At 73.2% G+C, this 16,290-nt stretch carries 11 protein-coding genes and 1 pseudogene; 4 read left to right on the forward strand and 8 right to left on the reverse strand.

What is annotated here, in order from left to right; genetic code table 11:
* Positions 1-117: 117 nt before the first annotated feature.
* From leuS to ABD284_RS21930, 3 genes are all read left to right on the forward strand, one after another.
* Complete coding sequence (gene leuS, locus ABD284_RS21920) at positions 118-2,613, forward strand: leucine--tRNA ligase (protein WP_344146838.1); 2,496 nt, start codon at positions 118-120, stop codon at positions 2,611-2,613.
* Between the two features lie 3 nt (positions 2,614-2,616).
* Positions 2,617-3,270 (forward strand): hypothetical protein, encoded by a 654-nt coding sequence (locus ABD284_RS21925; protein ID WP_344146841.1) that lies wholly within the window; start codon positions 2,617-2,619, stop codon positions 3,268-3,270.
* Between the two features lie 203 nt (positions 3,271-3,473).
* Positions 3,474-4,244, forward strand: coding sequence for a hypothetical protein (locus ABD284_RS21930; RefSeq protein WP_344146844.1), 771 nt, complete (start codon positions 3,474-3,476; stop codon positions 4,242-4,244).
* Positions 4,245-4,339: 95 nt separating this feature from the next.
* Here ABD284_RS21930 and ABD284_RS21935 read toward each other — a convergent pair whose 3' ends face one another.
* Positions 4,340-5,416 (reverse strand): alpha/beta hydrolase family protein, encoded by a 1,077-nt coding sequence (locus tag ABD284_RS21935; protein ID WP_344146846.1) that lies wholly within the window; start codon positions 5,414-5,416, stop codon positions 4,340-4,342.
* A 282-nt stretch (positions 5,417-5,698) separates the two neighbouring features.
* Positions 5,699-6,466, reverse strand: a complete 768-nt coding sequence (gene lexA / locus ABD284_RS21940; protein WP_344146848.1) for a transcriptional repressor LexA — start codon at positions 6,464-6,466, stop codon at positions 5,699-5,701.
* Between the two features lie 335 nt (positions 6,467-6,801).
* On the opposite strand from lexA, the gene ABD284_RS21945 reads away from it, so the two are divergent.
* A complete protein-coding gene (locus tag ABD284_RS21945; protein WP_344146851.1) occupies positions 6,802-7,458 on the forward strand; it encodes a LysM peptidoglycan-binding domain-containing protein in 657 nt (218 codons plus the stop codon).
* Between the two features lie 368 nt (positions 7,459-7,826).
* Here the strand turns inward: ABD284_RS21945 and ABD284_RS21950 are convergent, their stop codons facing one another.
* The 6 genes and pseudogenes from ABD284_RS21950 to ABD284_RS21975 all read right to left on the reverse strand — a co-directional run.
* A complete protein-coding gene (locus ABD284_RS21950; RefSeq protein ID WP_344146854.1) occupies positions 7,827-8,768 on the reverse strand; it encodes a 1-phosphofructokinase family hexose kinase in 942 nt (313 codons plus the stop codon).
* Between the two features lie 415 nt (positions 8,769-9,183).
* Positions 9,184-12,513: a right-handed parallel beta-helix repeat-containing protein gene (locus ABD284_RS21955; protein ID WP_344146858.1), complete on the reverse strand. Its 3,330-nt coding sequence runs from the start codon at positions 12,511-12,513 to the stop codon at positions 9,184-9,186.
* A 92-nt stretch (positions 12,514-12,605) separates the two neighbouring features.
* Positions 12,606-14,126, reverse strand: a complete 1,521-nt coding sequence (locus ABD284_RS21960; protein WP_344146861.1) for a hypothetical protein — start codon at positions 14,124-14,126, stop codon at positions 12,606-12,608.
* Between the two features lie 166 nt (positions 14,127-14,292).
* Positions 14,293-14,691, reverse strand: coding sequence for a hypothetical protein (locus ABD284_RS21965; RefSeq protein ID WP_344146864.1), 399 nt, complete (start codon positions 14,689-14,691; stop codon positions 14,293-14,295).
* Between the two features lie 75 nt (positions 14,692-14,766).
* Positions 14,767-15,099: a YbaB/EbfC family nucleoid-associated protein gene (locus ABD284_RS21970; RefSeq protein WP_344146867.1), complete on the reverse strand. Its 333-nt coding sequence runs from the start codon at positions 15,097-15,099 to the stop codon at positions 14,767-14,769.
* Positions 15,008-16,290, reverse strand: a pseudogene (locus ABD284_RS21975) (hypothetical protein); the annotation flags it as partial. The gene ABD284_RS21970 and the pseudogene ABD284_RS21975, both read right to left, overlap by 92 nt.

Genomic DNA, 16,290 nt, shown 5'->3' on the forward strand with positions numbered 1-16,290 from the left:
AGGCCCGGCTGGCAGCCCGCCGCGGCGGAGCCGACCCCGAGGGCGCGCGGCGACGAGGTCGCGACCTCCCAGCCGCCCCGTGCCCTCAAGTGCGACCGGTTAGAGGACGATCCAGCGATGACAGCGGTAGACGGAGACCAGGTGGCGAGCGACTCCTACGACGCCCGCGCACTCCAGGACAAGTGGCAGGCGCGATGGGCCAAGGAGAACCCCTTCACGGCAAGTGAGGACCCGGCCGACCACCGCCCGCGCTCCTATGTCCTCGACATGTTCCCCTACCCCTCCGGCGACCTGCACATGGGCCACGCCGAGGCCTTCGCCATCGGCGACGTGGTCGCGCGCTACCGCTTCCAGCTCGGCGAGAACGTTCTGCACCCCATCGGCTGGGACTCCTTCGGCCTGCCCGCCGAGAACGCCGCCATCAAGAACGGCACCCACCCGGCCGAGTGGACCTACGCCAACATCGAGACCCAGGCGGAGTCCTTCAAGCGCTACGGCGTCGCCCTGGACTGGTCGCGCCGGCTGCACACCAGCGACCCCGAGTACTACCGGTGGAACCAGTGGCTGTTCCTGCGCTTCTTCGAGCGCGGCCTGGCCTACCGCAACGAGGGCCTGGTCAACTGGTGCCCCAAGGACCAGACCGTGCTCGCCAACGAACAGGTCGTGCAGGGCCGCTGCGAGCGGTGCGGCACCGAGGTCGTGCGCCGCAGCCTGAACCAGTGGTACTTCCGCATCACCTCCTACGCCGACCGCCTGCTCGAAGACATGGAGCAGCTCGAAGGCAAGTGGCCCGAGCGCGTGCTGCTGATGCAGCGCAACTGGATCGGACGCTCCACCGGAGCCGACGTGGAGTTCCGCATCGAGGGCCGCGACGAGCCCGTCACCGTCTTCACCACCCGGCCCGACACCCTCTACGGCGCCACCTTCTTCGTCGTCGCCGCCGACGCCGAACTGGCCGACGAGCTGTGCGCGGCTGAGCACCGGGCCGACTTCGAGGCCTACCGCGCCCAGGTCTCACGCCTGACCGACATCGAGCGCCAGTCGACCGAGCGCGAGAAGACCGGCGTCTTCCTGGGCCGCTACGCCGTCAACCCGGTCAACGGCGAGCGCATCCCCGTGTGGGCCGCCGACTACGTCCTGGCCGACTACGGCCACGGCGCCATCATGGCCGTCCCCGCCCACGACCAGCGCGACCTCGACTTCGCGCTCACATTCGGGCTGCCGGTGCGCGAGGTCGTCGAGACCGGCGAGGGCGACCCGGCCGAGACCGGTGTCGCCACCGCGGGCGAAGGCCGGCTGATGAACTCCGGCCCGCTGGACGGGATGTCCAAGGGCGAGGCGATCGAGCGCATCACCGCGATCCTCGGCGAGCGCGGCACCGGCGCCGCCGCGGTCAACTACCGCCTGCGCGACTGGCTGCTGTCGCGGCAGCGGTTCTGGGGCACACCCATCCCGATCGTGCACTGCCCCGCCTGCGGCGAGGTCCCCGTTCCCGACGACGAGCTTCCAGTACGCCTGCCCGACAACCTCAAGGGCGCCGACCTGGCCCCCAAGGGCGTCTCGCCGCTGGCCGCCGCCTCCGACTGGGTCGAGACCGCCTGCCCCTCGTGCGGCGGCGCAGCCCAGCGCGACACCGACACGATGGACACCTTCGTCGACTCGTCGTGGTACTACCTGCGCTACTGCTCCCCGCAGGTCGACGACGCGCCCTTCGACGTCGACAAGGTCGCCGAGTGGGGGCCGATCGACCAGTACGTGGGCGGCGTGGAGCACGCCATCCTGCACCTGCTCTACAGCCGCTTCTTCACCAAGGTCCTCTACGACATGGGCATGGTGTCCTTCACCGAGCCCTTCCGCCGCCTGCTGAACCAGGGCCAGGTCATCAACCAGGGCAAGGCCATGTCCAAGTCCCTGGGCAACGGTGTTGACCTGGGCGAGGAGATCGAGAGGTACGGCGTCGACGCCGTGCGGCTGACCGTGATCTTCTCCGGCCCGCCGGAGGACGACATCGACTGGGCCGATGTCTCGCCGGCCGCTTCGCTGAAGTTCTTGAACCGGGCCTTCAAGGTGATGGCCGAGGCCGGGGCGGCCTCCGCGCCGGGCACCGACCCCGCCCACGGCGACGCGGCGCTGCGCAAGGCCACCCACCAGGCGCTGGACAAGATCACCGCGGCCGTCGAAGCCCACCGGTTCAACGTCGCGGTCGCACGGCTGATGGAGCTGGTCACCGCGGCCCGCAAGGCGATCGACTCCGGCCCCGGCGCCAAGGACCCCGCCGTGCGGGAGGCCGCCGAGGTCGTCGCGACCACCCTGTCGCTGTTCGCGCCCTACGCCGCCGAAGAGGGCTGGGAGCGCCTGGGCCACACCGGCCCCGTCGCCGTCGGCAACTGGCGCACCCCGGTGCCCGAACTGCTGACACAGGAGTCGGTCACGTGTGTCGTCCAGGTCTCCAGCAAGGTCCGTGACAAGCTGGAGGTCGCCCCCGACATCGAACCCGATGAGCTGGAGCGGCTCGCGCTCGCCTCCGAGAAGGTGCAGGGCTTCATCGGCGGCAAGGAGGTCCGCAGGGTCGTGGTCAAGGCACCCAAGCTCGTCAACGTCGTCGTGGCCTGACCGATGGCGGGGAACGGGCGCGCGCCGGACCAGCGGGTCCGCGGCGAGCGGCACGGCTCTGCGCGGCGGCTGTGGATCGCGGCGGGGGCCGGGGCCGTCCTGGTCGTGGCCGTCGCGGTCACCGCCGGTCTGCTGGTGGGGCGCGGCGAGCCGGCCGAACAGGCCGACGAGGCCGACACCTACGCCTCCGCGCCTGCCTGCTCGGCGGTGCCCCAGGAGGCGGTGACCGAGCTGGTGCCCGGCGCCGAGCTGGAGACCAGCCGGCAGGGCCCCATGGAGAACGCGGACAGCTCCACCTGCGTGTGGACTTCGGTGGGCGCCGACGACGCCCCGCCGCGCTCGCTCCATCTGGACTTCACCGCCCACTTCACCGACAAGGCCGGCGAGGTCAGCGGCGCCCGCGCCGCCGGCCGGCGGCTGGAGCAGTTGGCGCCCATCGGCGACCTGGAGGGCGCCGATCCGGTCTCCGAGCTGGGCGAGGGCGCGCTGGTCTGGCCGGGTACCGCCGACGCCGCCTCCGCCGAGGTCGTCTTCCGCCGCGACAACATGCTCATCCAGGTCTTCTACGGCGGCGACGCCGGAGACGGCGGCATGGACTACGCCGCCGCCCGCGAGGGCGCCGTGGCCGCCGCAGAGCGGGTGGCCGACTCCTTGTAGGACGCCCCGCCGGGTCCGGTCCCGCGGGCGGCCGCGCGCGCTGCCGGTCGCACGCCCGCTGTCGGCGGGGGCGCGTGTTCGCCTGCCGGGCGGGCGGGGGAGTCCGCCCCCGCGCGGGTAGTAGCGTGACTGGGCGCCGCAGCGCCGCCGGGTTGCGCCCCGCGCGCCGAGCACCACGAGGACGGCAGTACAGGGAGGCACGCATGGCCCAGCCACCTTCGGGCGGTCCCGGGCACGGGCCGGGCGGAGTGCCCGGGCCGCCCGGCCCGCCGGAACGCCACGGGCCGCCCGCGCCGCCCGGCCCTCCCGCACCGTTCGGCGCCGCCGCCCAGCCCGAGCCCATCTCCTCGGCACCGGCGCAGAGCCGCGGATGCGCCACCGCGGTCGTGGCCACACTGGCGGTCGTCGTGCTGGTGCTGGCCGCCGCCGGCGTGTGGGCGATCGTCTCGCTCACCTCTGCGCCGGGCGGCGAGTACGAGTCGGCGCCCGACTGCTCGGTGGTGCCCGGCGGCGTCCTCGACGGCCTGGTCCCCGCGCGCGACACCGAGCTCAGCCGCAGGATCGCCGACTTCGACCCGGAGCGCCGCGAAGGCTACGAGTGCCGTTGGGAGACGCCGCAGACCGCCTCCGAGGTGCCCGCGGCCGCGCGCGTGGTGATCGTCCGCTACGCCGACCGCACCGGCAGGCCGGGGACCGAGGCCGCGTCTACGGCGCTGGAGGCGGCTGCGCGGGGAAAGGCGTCTCCGCACAAGCTGTCCGGGCTCGGCGACGAGGCCAAGGGCTGGAGCGAGTCGGTGCAGGGCTTCGACTGGGGCTGCACCGCGGTGCGGCTGTCGAACCTGTACACGATGGCCTGCCACACCGCCGCGGTCGACTACCAGGCCAGTGAGTCGATCCCCGCCGACGTGGCGCTGGCCAACGCCGAGTCCCTGGCCCGGGCCGTCACCGCCGAGATCGAAAAGGGCGACTACTGAGGCCGTGGCCGCACGCGCCCGCCACTGCCGGGCGCACGCGGTGCCGGTCGGGCGCCGTGTTCCGGCTGAACCGCCGATCATCGAACACACCCCGGCTAGAGGCCGGTCTCGGACTCCAGGAAGGTGCGCAGGGCGGGGGCCACGTCGGGGGAGAAGCGGCGCCGGGAGTCGAGCGCCTCCGCCCCGGGCGCGTCGCTGTACCTGCGGAACACGTGGTCGGCGCCGGGGATGTCGGCCCGCTCGCCGTCGGGCAGCCCGGTCATCAGGCGGTCGACGTCGCCGCGCGCGATCTGCGAGTCGGCGGTGCCCCACAGGACGAGCGTTGCGGTGCCGGCGGGCAGGCCGCGCGCCAGGCGCACGGGGTCCATCGCGTCGATGCGGCGCAGGAAGTCCTGGTACCGGGGAGCGAAGAGGCCCCCGAAGCCCTGCGGGAGGTCGGCCTCCTCCAGTTCGTCGCCGTCGCGGATTCCGGCGACGGCGGTCCGCACGTCCGAGAGCGCCTGGTCGGCCGCGGCGTAGTCCATGGAGCCGGCGGCCTCGGCCCTGCGGACCTGCTCGGTGATCTGCCGGTCGACGACGTCGAGGTAGCGGCGGCCCGGCGGGGCGGCGAGGACGAGTGCGCGCGGCGGATGCTCCTCGACGATCTCGTGGGCGCGCAGCGCGAACAGGGCGCCCTCGCTGTGGCCCAGCACGATGAGCCGCGAGGGGTCGACCTCGGGCCGCGACGCCAGGTGCGCGTAGGCGTCGGCGACCTCCTGGGCGAAGACGCCGTAGCCGACGGCGGCGTCCTCCTCGCGCGAGGCCATGCCGGTCTCGCCGCTGCCGAGCTTGTCGTAGCGCAGGGAGGCGACCCCCATGTCGGCCAGCAGGCGCGCGAAGTTCTTGTTCGTGCCGGCGTCGGGCCGCCCCGGGCTGTTGCCGTCGCGGTCGGTGGGGCCGCTGCCGGAGACGATCAGCGCCGCGGGCAGGTCGCCACCGCCGCCGGGTGGCAGGGCGAAGGTGCCGTGCAGGGTGTCGGGGCCGCTGCGGAAGGTGACCTCGCTCTGCTGCGGCCGGATGCCGGGCGGCTCGGCGGGCCCGGAGTCGTCGGTTCCGGGGCTGCAGCCGGTGGCCAGGAGGGCCGCCAGGAGCGCGGAGACGGCGGCGGCGCGCAAGGGCGAGCGGACGGGCATGGTCCCTACCGTAGTGCCCGCCGCGCCCGCGGGTGCGGGGTGTGCCGGGGATCGGCGGCGTGCGGCGCGCCGGGCGGCCCTGAGCGTCGGGCGGCACGCGAGGATTCGGCCTTTGGTCCCTGGCGCGGAGCCGCCGTCGCGGCGTAGGGCGGGGGATCGGTGCGGGGGCGGGGTCAGGGATAACCGTTGGGTTCCGAAAAGGCGACGGGTTCGTGATCTACAGCGAAGATCACGAACCCGTGCCAAAGCGAGGCGAACTCGTTATGCCGACGCGGCGGCGGCTCACACGCGCCGGAGCACGGCCACCACCTTGCCCAGGATGGTGGCGTCGTCGCCGAGGATGGGCTCGTATTCGTCGTTGCGCGGCAGTAGCCACACGTGGTCGGAGTCGCGCTTGAACGCCTTGACCGTGGCCTCGTCGTCGAGCATCGCCGCGACGATGTCGCCGTTGTTGGCCTCGGGCTGCTGGCGGACGACGACCAGGTCACCGTCGGTGATGGCGGCGTCGACCATCGAGTCGCCGACGACGTTGAGCATGAACAGCCGGCCCTCGCCCACGAGCTGCTTGGGCAGCGTGAGGACGTCCTCGATGGACTCCTCGGCCAGGATGGGGCCGCCCGCCGCGATGCGCCCGACCACCGGGACGGCGGTCGCGCGGGACTCGTCGGCCTCGGGGGTCTCCTCCAGCTGGTCCCAGGAGCGCACCGGCGGCTGGCCCGGAATGCGGATTTCGACCGCTCGTGGGCGGTTCTGGTCGCGGTAGAGGTAGCCCTTGCGTTGCAAGACCTTCAGTTGGTGCGCCACACTGGACGGGCTCGATAGCCCCACCGCGTCGCCGATCTCCCGGATGGACGGTGGATATCCGCGCTGCCGCACATAGCGGTGGATGCAGTTCAGCACGCTCTGCTGGCGTGCGGTGAGCTGCGGCGCCCCCTCGGCGCTGTCAGCGGAGTCCTGAGAATCGGCGGGTGGAGCGGCAGCGGACCGGAGCGCGGTGACGGACCCCCCGCCCGTGTGAGGTTCCTGGGTTCCGTGGTTCTCCTCCGGCACGGCCGGCCTCCTCGGCGGTCGGTTGTTCTGGGTGCGGCTATCGGCGGGCGTCAGGCGGATCCCCCGACTCGAGGGACCAGCCGGTCGATCAGTGTTCGGCAGCGGTAGCGCGTGTTCAGCCACTGAACGTGGCGTCGCCGATACCGCAGCGAAACATGTCCAACGTTACTGCGTGCACACGGCAATATCAAACAAACGTTCGAGATGGTGCTGAAAAATTCGCTCGAATGCGGTAGGAATCGAACGTTAGTTCTAACGAACTGGCGTACGAAGGTGAGGACTGTGCGGCCATGACTATGTCAGCGTCTCAATCCGCCACTGCGTTCGAATCCCCCTTGACCTGGCCCGACACCCCACGAACCGATGACCGCGGGCCCGCCGTCCGGCTGCCGCGGCGCGCGCGGCTTTCCGTGGTCCCGCCGCAGGCGCCGCCGGCCGAGGAGGCCGAACGCGAAGGCGCTTCCGGCGCCGACCCGTTCCCGGGAGCGCACGACGGCGCGCTGTTCGACTGGGCGCGGCAGCTGCCCGAGTGGAGCGCCGCCGCGGCGGCCCCGCCGAGGGCGGCCCGGCGTCCGCGGCAGGCGGCACCGGCCCCGGCGCGGGCTCTGCGCCCGGCCGCCGTCCCGGCACCGCGCCCCGCTCCGGTGCTCGGCGCCGCAGCCGAACTGTGGAACGAGCGCCTCACGCGCCGAGGGCGCGTCGTGGTGGGCGCGGCGGTCTCGGCGCTGGCGACCGCCCTTCTGGCCGGCCTGCTGCTGGCCGTGGGCACCGCCGGAGCCTCCGCCACGGGCCCGGCGCCCGCGGAGTCGGCGCTGCACGAGGAGGCGCCTCCCACCGTGGTCGTCCGCGACGGTGACACCCTGTGGTCGATCGCCGAACGTGTGCGTCCCGGCGACGATCCGCGCAGCACCGTGCACGAGATCGTGAAGGTGAACGGCCTCAGCGAGTCCGAGATCGAGCCCGGCCAGGAACTCGTGATGCCCGAGTTCTAGCCGGTGCCGCGGCCGCGGCACCGCACCGGCCCGAGCGCCCTCCGCCGCCGCTGCAGCCACCGTCGCCCTCACCGTCCGCGGTTCGGGGCGGGGGCGACAGGCCCGGCGCGATGGAAGGGGTGCGCGGCGGCGGGACCGCGTTCCTGCTCGGCGTCCACTGCTCGGCTTCCTCCCGGTCGTGGCCTCTGCCCGATGACGGAATGATCATGGCAGGGGGCTGCGACAGAACGGCGCCGTCGGCGGCCCGCACCGGCGTCGGCGCGGGCCGAGCGCCCGTGGCAACGCCCCGGGGGCCGCGGCCCCCGGCGGCCGACGTGCCCTGCCCGGCGCGCCGGGAGGACGCCGGCCTGACGCGTCCCGCGGCGTCGCTACAGGTCGTCCAGGCGCCAGGACGCGGGCGGGTCGGCCACCACCCGCACCGACTCGGCACGGAGGTCCTCGGGGCCGGGCACCGTGGTTCCGGGGAGTGCGACGGCCGCCGCGCCCCAGGCCACGGCGCGGCGCAGGCGCCCCTCCGGCGAGCCGTCGGCCGAGAGGTAGCCCGCCAGCGCGCAGTCGCCCGCGCCCACGGTGCTGCGCGGCACGACCGACGGGCCCTGGCCCCACCAGGTGCCGTCGGCCTCGGCGAGCACGGCTCCGTGCGGCCCCAGGGTGACCAGGACCGCGCGGTTGCCCCGGGCCACGGCCGTGCCTGCTGCGCGGGCGACGTCGCCGACGGTCTCCATATCCCGGCCCGCGAGCGCGCTCAGCTCCTCGCGGTTGGGCTTGAGCAGCGCGTTGCCGCCCGCCGCGACAGCGGCCTCCAGCGGTTCGCCCGAGGTGTCCAGCGCGAGCGGCACGCCGCGGGAGCCGGCCAGCTTGGCCAGGCGCGCGTAGAAGTCGACCGGCGCACCGACAGGCAGGCTTCCGCTGGCCACGAGCCACTCCGGGCCGCGCGCCAGCTCGGCCTCGACCGTCTCCAGCAGGCCGTCGATCTCCTCCGGCGCCAGTTCGGGGCCGGAGCTGTTGAGCTTGGTCGTGGTGCCGTCGCCCTCGGCCAGCGTGAAGTTCTTGCGCGTGGTGCCGGCGATCGGCACCGCGACGTGGTGCAGGTCGCCCAGCAGGGAGGTGAGCTCGGCACCCGTCGCGCCGCCGACCGGCAGCACGGCGGTGGTCGCATGCCCCATCGCGCGCAGCGCGCGGGAGACGTTGACCCCCTTGCCGCCCGCCTCGGTGGTAGGCGACCTGATGCGCAGTATGCCGCCGAGGCGCAGCTCGGGCACTTCGAGCGTGTGGTCGACGCTGGGGTTGGGCGTACAGGTCAGGATCATGCGGGCCTGCTCCGTGCTTCAACGGCGGTGGCGGTCGGGGCCGCCGCGGCGGCGAACCGCGGGCGGCGCCCGGTGGCGGCCGCCGGGGCCGCGGAATCCGCAGCGACCGCATCGGGGACGGACGGGCCGGCGATCAGTCGGAAGCGCGCTGGATCCGGGGCGCTGCGCCCGGCGCAATGTGTGTGTGAGCCCGCATTTGCCGATCCGTTTGGTTGTTGCCCTCTTTGATTATGTCCGTTTGCCCTCGACAGTCAACCGGTTTCGCTCAAATGAGCACAGGTCCGGGGGTGTGGCGACGTCCGATACCGGCCACGCCGGACTCGGCGAACCGGTGGTCGTGGCTCCCGCCCGAAACGACGGAAGCCGCGGCGGTCACCGGTGACCGCCGCGGCTTCCGTCGTGCCGCAGACCGCGCTCAGAGCGCCGGGATGTCCTCGGGCAGCAGCGTGTTGAAGTCGTCGCGGCCCGCGTTCTCGGCGTGCACCAGGCGGCCCGCCTGCCGGGTGACCATGCGCTCCAGCACCTGGCGGGCGTAGCGCCCGTTGCCGAACGAGGAGTCGCGCGGCACCTGGGAGAAGTGCGCGCGCAGCGCCTCCAGCGTCGGCTCGGTGCACTCGTAGCCCGACCCGCGCGCGATGTGCTCGACGATGGTCACCAGCTCGTCGTCGCTGTAGGACGCGAACTCCACCCGGTGGTTGAACCGCGACGCCAACCCGGGGTTGGAGTCGAGGAACCGCTGCATCTCGTCGGTGTAGCCCGCGACGATGACCACGACCTCGTCGCGGTGGTCCTCCATCAGCTTGACCAGCGTGTCGATGGCCTCCTGGCCGAAGTCGTTGCCGCCGCCGGCCTTGGGCGCCAGAGTGTAGGCCTCGTCGACGAACAGCACCCCGCCCTTGGCGCGCTCGAAGACCTCCGCCGTCATCTGCGCGGTGTGGCCCACGTAGCGGCCGACCAGGTCGGAGCGGGCGGTCTCGACGACGTGACCGCCCGGTAGCACGCCCAGCGTGTGCAGCAGCCGCCCGTAGAGCCGTGCGATCGTCGTCTTGCCGGTGCCGGGCGGCCCGGCGAAGACGAGGTGGTGGCTCATCGGCGCCACCGGCAGTCCCATGTCCGACCGCCGCCGGGCCATGACGACGAGGTTGGTCAGGTCGTTGACCGTGTCCTTGACCTCGTGGAGCCCGATCATCCCGTCCAGCTCCGCCCTCAGGCTCGCCAAGTCGTCCTCTGAGGCCGCGCCCGCCGACGCGCTCTCCAGCACCTCTGGCCCGAGGTCCTCGGGCACCAGCCGTGCCAGCTCCGCCGGGTTGTCCGGCGCCTCACCGCCCAGCCGGTAGGCCTGCCGGTCGACCATCCCCTCGAACAGCTTGCGCGCATCGCGCCCGTTGCCGAAGGCCGGCCCCTTCGGCACCCGCTCGAAGTACTCGGCCAGCGCCTGCACGGTGCTGTCGTCCATGGTGTAGTGGTTGGCCTCGCACATGTTGCGCATGATCTGGACCAGCTCGCCGACCTCGTAGTTGGGGAACTCGATGGTCCTGCTGAAGCGCGAGGCCAGCCCGGGGTTGGCGGACAGGAACCGCTGCATGTTGTCGGTGTATCCGGCCACGATGACCACCGCGTCGTCGCGGTGGTCCTCCATCAGCTTGACCAGGGTGTCGATGGCCTCGCGGCCGAAGTCGGGCCCGCTGCCGCCTTCGCTGCCCTCGGAGAGCGTGTAGGCCTCGTCGACGAACAGCACCCCGCCCTTGGCGCGCTCGAACACCTCGGTCGTCTTGATCGCGGTCCCGCCGACGTACTGCGAGACCAGGTCCGCGCGCGCCACCTCGACCACGTGGCCGTAGCGCAGCACGTCCAGCTCGGCGAGGATCTGGCCGTAGAGCCGCGCCACGGTCGTCTTGCCGGTACCGGGCGGGCCGCCGAACACCAGGTGCCTGCCCGTCGTCGGTGTCGGCAGCCCCATCTCCGCCCGGCGCCGGTTCATCTGAGTGCGCGTGATCAGCGTCTTGACCTCGTGCTTGACGTTGGCCAGCCCGACCAGGGCCTCCAGATCGGCCAGCGGTCCCTGCGCCTCGCCGTCGTCGCCGACCTGCTCGCCGTCGCCCTGGTCCGGGCCGGGTGCGGGCGAGGGCACCGGCATCGACGTGTCCGCGCCCTCCCCGTAGGCGTCGGGCGCGCCGTTGTCGCGGCTGAGCAGGTCCTCGGCGCGGACCCGGTCGCTGGTCACGGTCTGGCGCAGCCCCGAGCGGGCGTTCTCGCGCACCGAGCAGTCCTCCAGCACGACGTCCTCAGCGGAGTGCACCAGCACACCGTCGCTGCTGTTCCCGAAGATCTCGCAGCGGCGCAGCGAGGCCGTCGCCCCCGCGGCCACCAGCACCCCGTTGCGCCGCCCGTTGTAGACCCGCGAGCGCAGCACCGACACCTCGCCGCGGTTGTGCACGGCGATGCCCTCGCCCGCACAGCCGGTGATGTCGCAGTCGCGCAGGTCCGCCTTCGCCTTCGCGCCGACGCTGACGCCGTTGTCGGCGCTGTCGTTGATCTGCACACCGCTCAGCAGCGGCCGGGACCCCTCGCTGACGGCGATGGCGGCCTTGCCGGTCCGCTCCAGTGTGGCGTCCTCCAAGCGGCCGTGGCCCTCCTTGCGGAAGAAGACGCCCTGCCCCCGCGTCTCGGTGATCGCCACCCCGCGCAGGAACGGGGCGCACTCCTCGATCACGAAGCCCGGTCCCGACGTGCCGGTGACGACGCCCCGGTCGAACTCGACGGTGCTGCCGCCGCTCAGGCTGATGCCGGTGCCGCCGCGCACGGTCAGGCCGATGAACGACGTCGCCGCCCGGTCCTCGGCCCGCACTCCGTCCCCGGCGGACTCCGCCACGTCGCAGTCGGCGAACAGGCCCCGCGCCTTGCCCCACAGGTGGATGCCGACACCGCCCGCCCGGTTCACCGCGACACGCGAGAGCTGCGGGTCGGCGCCGCTGTGCACGCCGACACCCCGGTCGCCGGTGTCCTCGATGACGCAGTCCTCGATCACCGGCCGGGCACGACTGGAGATCATCAGGCCGTCGCCCGACACGCCGTGCACGCGTGTGCCGCGCACGCTGGTCGAGGCGTCCTCCTCCAGCGCGATAGCGGGCTTGGCGGTGCGGGAGATCTCGCAGTCCTCGACGGTTCCGGCGGCCTGGCCGCTGGCGAACAGGCCGTTGCCGCCGGTGTCGCGCAGCACGCAGGAGCGCACCGAGGGGCGCCCGCGCTCACCGATGACCAGGGCGCTGGTGTTCACCTCCTCGATGACGCAGTCCTCCACCGCGCTGGGTTCCGCCGCGGTGATGACCACGCCGGCGCCGCCCGAGCAGGTCACCCGGCTCTCCCGCATCGCCAGCGCGCCCGAGCCCCGCACCGAGACCGCCGCCCACGCCTCCGCGCTCACCTCGCAGTCGGCCATCTCCACCTGGCCGGCGGCGATGTCCACGGTGGGGTGGTCGGCCGAACGGCCGCTGAGGACCAGCCCCGAGAGCTTCACCGCCTCGGCCGCCGAGGCCACGGCGCTGCGCGAGTCGGCGAGCAGCTCCACGCTGCCGCGGCCGTCGCGCGCCACCAGGGTGACCACGTTGCGCAGCACGAGGGTCTCCTCGTAGCGGCCGCGGGCGATGCTGATCAGGGCGCCGCTGTCGGCTGCGGCGAGGGCGGCGCCGATCGTCGGATAGCCGTCCGCCGCGTCCGGGTCGACGGTAAGGACCTGCCTGGCCACGTTCGTTCTCCTCTACTAGCGGGCCGCCGCTGCGCGGCCCCGTGCTCTGCGCGGGTGGCGGCTGCGGGCCGCCCCGCCCGGTGCGGGCGTCGTCAGGTGCAGCTCGCCCGGACCGCCGAAGCCGCGACGTGCGAGGTCGCACCGCCCTGGCCCGCGACCGCGTCCTCGCCGATGTTGGTGAGCTGGACGGTGAACCGCTCGGTGGGCGAGACGAACCCCGTCACCTTCACCCAGCCGCCCTTGGACTCGGCCTGCCGCACCCCGAAGACCGCCGCGGCGCTGCCCGAGGGCTCGGGACCGGGGAAGATCTGGTACATCGCCTCGCGGTCGGTGACCCACTGCGGGCTCGCGTCCTCGGGTATGTAGACGTAGACGTCGCACTGGGCGTCGGCGAAGCCGGGGGTGAACGACCAGTAGGCGTACCGGCCGTCGCCGTACTCCGCGGTGCCCGAGACCGGGATCGCGTCATAGGTGCCGTCGCAGCCGTCCAGGGCGTAACCGCCGTCCCGGGTCGCCCAGCGGGGGGCGTCGCCGCCGCGCCCGGCGGCTCCATAGGAGGCGCCTGCACCGCCGGGGCAGCCCGGACCCGCGAGCGCGGTGAACTCGGGACCGGAGGAGGAGGCCGAGGGGGAGGGGGCGGCCTCCTCGCCCTCGGGCGAGGGCTCGCCGCCGGCGGAGGGGCCCGCCATCATCGGCGCCGCCTGGGCGTCGCCGGAGTCGCCGGCGGGCTCGTCCCCCGGGCCGGGGGCATCGTTCTCGCCGTCGTCGCCGTCGTCGCCGCGACTCTCGTTCTCGGAACCGGCAGGAGCGTCGCCGCTGTCCGGCCCGGGCTCGCCGCCGCCACCGTCACCCCCGCCACCTTCGCCGTCCTGGTCGCCCGAGTCCGCCTCGGGGGTGCTCTGCGGCGCGCCGTCGGCCTCGACGCCGCCGCCGGCCCCTGCGGCATCGGTGTGCCCGCTGTCGGTGCCCTCCCCTTGCGACCGGCTCTGGGCCTGCTCGCCGGTTGCGGATGTGCCGGACTCCTCCTGCGGAACGGCTTCGGGGACATAGCCGCGGTCCGGTGGGGAGTCGGCTGGCGCGCCGCCGCTCAGCGATTCGGTGCCCGCGGTGGTATCGGACTCCTGCTGCCCGGCACCCGCGCCGCCTCCGCCGGATTCGGGTCCCTCGGCGCGCAGGCCCACGCCCGCGGTAACCGGAACGGTCGCGAGGGTCTCCGGGCGCTGCAGCGCCGACATCGCCAAGGGCGCCACCACGAGCAGCAGTCCGGCGATGGCCGCCCCGGCGAGGGCGGGCGGGCCCGGCCGCCCGAGGGGCCGGCCCTCGGGAGCGGTGGCGGGCTTCGCCACGGGTTCCTGCCGGGTGTCGGGGACGGAGATGCCGCGGCGGGCGGGGGCTGCGGCATCCGCCGCATCGCTTCGGGGGGTATGCGCCTGCGGTACCACGTCGGGCAGGCCCGGCTGCCCGTCGAGGGAGTCCCCGGTTTCCCGAAGGGGCCCGGGGCGCGCGTCGGCGCGCTGGTTCAGCGGAATCCGGGAGGGCCAGTGCAGCAGCCCCGAGGGACCGGGCGCGCGCCGGCCCGCCGCGCCCGGTCGGGCGGCGAACGGTTCGGTCATCGTGGTCCTCCTTGCACGCCTCCGCGCCGGGGCGGAACACCGTCGCGGGATGGAACAACGCCGCGGTCTGCGCTGCGCGGTGGCCGTCGAGCCGGCCCGGCCGGCTCGACGGCCACCGCGGTCCGGCGCGACCGCGTTTGCGCCGATCGCGCCCGGGCGACCGATGTCACCAGCGGCCTCCCTTGCCGCCGCCGCCATCTACGTCACCCATGTCGGACTTGAGCGACTTGCCGGTGTCAGCGGCGGACTCGTCGACGACCTCCATGCTGCGGCCCGTCTGCATGGTGTAGTCGGCGCACGTCCGCAGGCCCTCGCCGAGGTGGTCGAGGTAGAGCATCAGGTTCTCTTCCAGCGGGTCGGTGTTCTTCTCCAGCTTCTGGGACATCTCGTCCTCGCCCCAAAGCGGATCGAGCCCTTGGCGGAAGGACTGGTAGCGGCGCTTGATCTCGTCGACGGCGTTCGCGGGGGCGTAGAGCTCGGACCCGCTCCGCGCGAGTTCCTCCGGCAGGGCGAACAGCGCTTTGGAATGGGAGTAGTCGGAGGAATCCTGGTTCGAGGCGTTCACGGCCTCCTGCCTTCCTGCTGTGCGCAGCGGTCGTTTCGGGGGACGGCGGAGCGGGCGGTGCGACCGCCCCCGTCGTCAGGAGAACGGGCCGCGAGGCATGGTGCCGCCGAGCCGGCGGAACATCTCCGCGGGGTCGAACCTGCCTTCCATCACCGCTTGCATGTCGACCCCTTCGGGTGCGAGCGGCTTGTAGAGCTCGGCCACGCGCTCGCCCATCTTGGCGTGCGCCTGCTTGATGGTGTCCAGGATGGTGTCGGCCAGTTCGGCTGGCGCCATGTCCCGGTAGGCCTGGGTGTGGAACTTCAGCTCCACCAGCTCACCTCTCCCGTTCACCTTCGCCGCCACCAGTCTGTTCTTGGCGACGGCCTCCTCGGTTGCCGACTCCAGGCTTTCGTTTGCGCCCTCCACCTCGCGGAGCGTCTTCTGCAGACGTTCCAGTTCTCGTTCGCTCTCCTCCGGCATCCATGAAGTCATTGCGCTGTGTGCTCCTCTTGCTGTCGGCGCCGGGCGTGGGGCGGCCCAGAACCGTGCTGTTGCGGTTGGCCGCCGTGCCCCAGACGCGCTCGTCCTCCGACAACCACGTGGTGCGTTCGCGTTCGCGGTTGTTCTGGCCGCCGCCCATGCCGCCCATGCCGCCCATGGGGGGCATCATCGGCGGCATCATGCCGCGGCCCATGCCGTTGCCCGCACCGGCTCCGTTGCCGGTCTCGCTACCGATCCCGTTGCCGGCCCCGTTGCCGGTCCCCTGTCCGAGTCCGCCTGGCCCCGGTCCGTCCTGCGAACTCCCCGGAGTGCTGCCGAAGCCCCCGCCGGACGGGCCGCTGTTCTGATTGCCCGTCGAGTTCTCGGGCAGCGCATTGGAACCGGACGGCGGGCCGGAGAACAACGTGGAGCGGTCCGAACTCTGCGGTCCCTGGCCGCCGTTCTGCGGACCGCCCTGGTATTCGGGAATGTCGGGCGTGCTTTGCGTCGGCGGCGGAGTGAGGTCGGCCTGGTCCGGATCGGGAATCTCCGGCGGGATATCCGCCTGGTCGGGGCCGGGAACGTCGAAATCCGGGCTTTCGGGTATCGGGGCGTTGCCGCCGCCCTGTCCGTAGCCCTCGGGGTAGCCCGTCAGCGGGTCGATCGGCTGGACCTCGCCGGTCTCCGGGTCGGTGACGACCGGCAGCCCGGCTTCGGGGTTGTAGGGGAGGCCGGATTCGGAGCTGATGGGGAAGGGCTCTCCGGTTTCGGGGTTGATCGGCAGCCCGGTCTCGGGATCGGTCTCCAGCGTGGGGGGCTCCGCGTTCGGAGCGTAAGGCTCGCCCGTCAGCGGATTGATCGGCTGGACCTCGCCGGTCTCCGGGTCGGTGACGACCGGCAGCCTGGTCTCAGGGTCGATGGGAAGGCCGGACTCGGGATCGACGGGGAAGGGCCGCCCGGTTTCGGGATTGATCGGCAGCCCGGTCTCGGGATCGGTCTCCAGAACCTGGCGCTCGCGCCCGGAGTTCGCGCCGGGACCGCCCAATCCGCCGCCGTTGGGGCCGCTCTGGCCGTTGGGGAAACCACCCGGACCGAAGGGCGGGGGGTAGGGCGCGTAGCTGTTGCTGCCCGGGTTGT

The sequence above is a fragment of the Streptomonospora arabica genome (assembly GCF_039531585.1).
Classification (GTDB): Bacteria; Actinomycetota; Actinomycetes; order Streptosporangiales; family Streptosporangiaceae; genus Streptomonospora; species Streptomonospora halophila.

What these genes read in the sequence shown, in the direction of transcription:
- ABD284_RS21960 (WP_344146861.1), bottom strand. Translation starts at nt 14,126, where the DNA reads ATGACCGAACCGTTCGCCGCCCGACCGGGCGCGGCGGGCCGGCGCGCG.
- ABD284_RS21925 (WP_344146841.1), top strand. Translation starts at nt 2,617, where the DNA reads ATGGCGGGGAACGGGCGCGCGCCGGACCAGCGGGTCCGCGGCGAGCGG.
- leuS (WP_344146838.1), top strand. Translation starts at nt 118, where the DNA reads ATGACAGCGGTAGACGGAGACCAGGTGGCGAGCGACTCCTACGACGCC.
- ABD284_RS21930 (WP_344146844.1), top strand. Translation starts at nt 3,474, where the DNA reads ATGGCCCAGCCACCTTCGGGCGGTCCCGGGCACGGGCCGGGCGGAGTG.
- ABD284_RS21935 (WP_344146846.1), bottom strand. Translation starts at nt 5,416, where the DNA reads ATGCCCGTCCGCTCGCCCTTGCGCGCCGCCGCCGTCTCCGCGCTCCTG.
- ABD284_RS21950 (WP_344146854.1), bottom strand. Translation starts at nt 8,768, where the DNA reads ATGATCCTGACCTGTACGCCCAACCCCAGCGTCGACCACACGCTCGAA.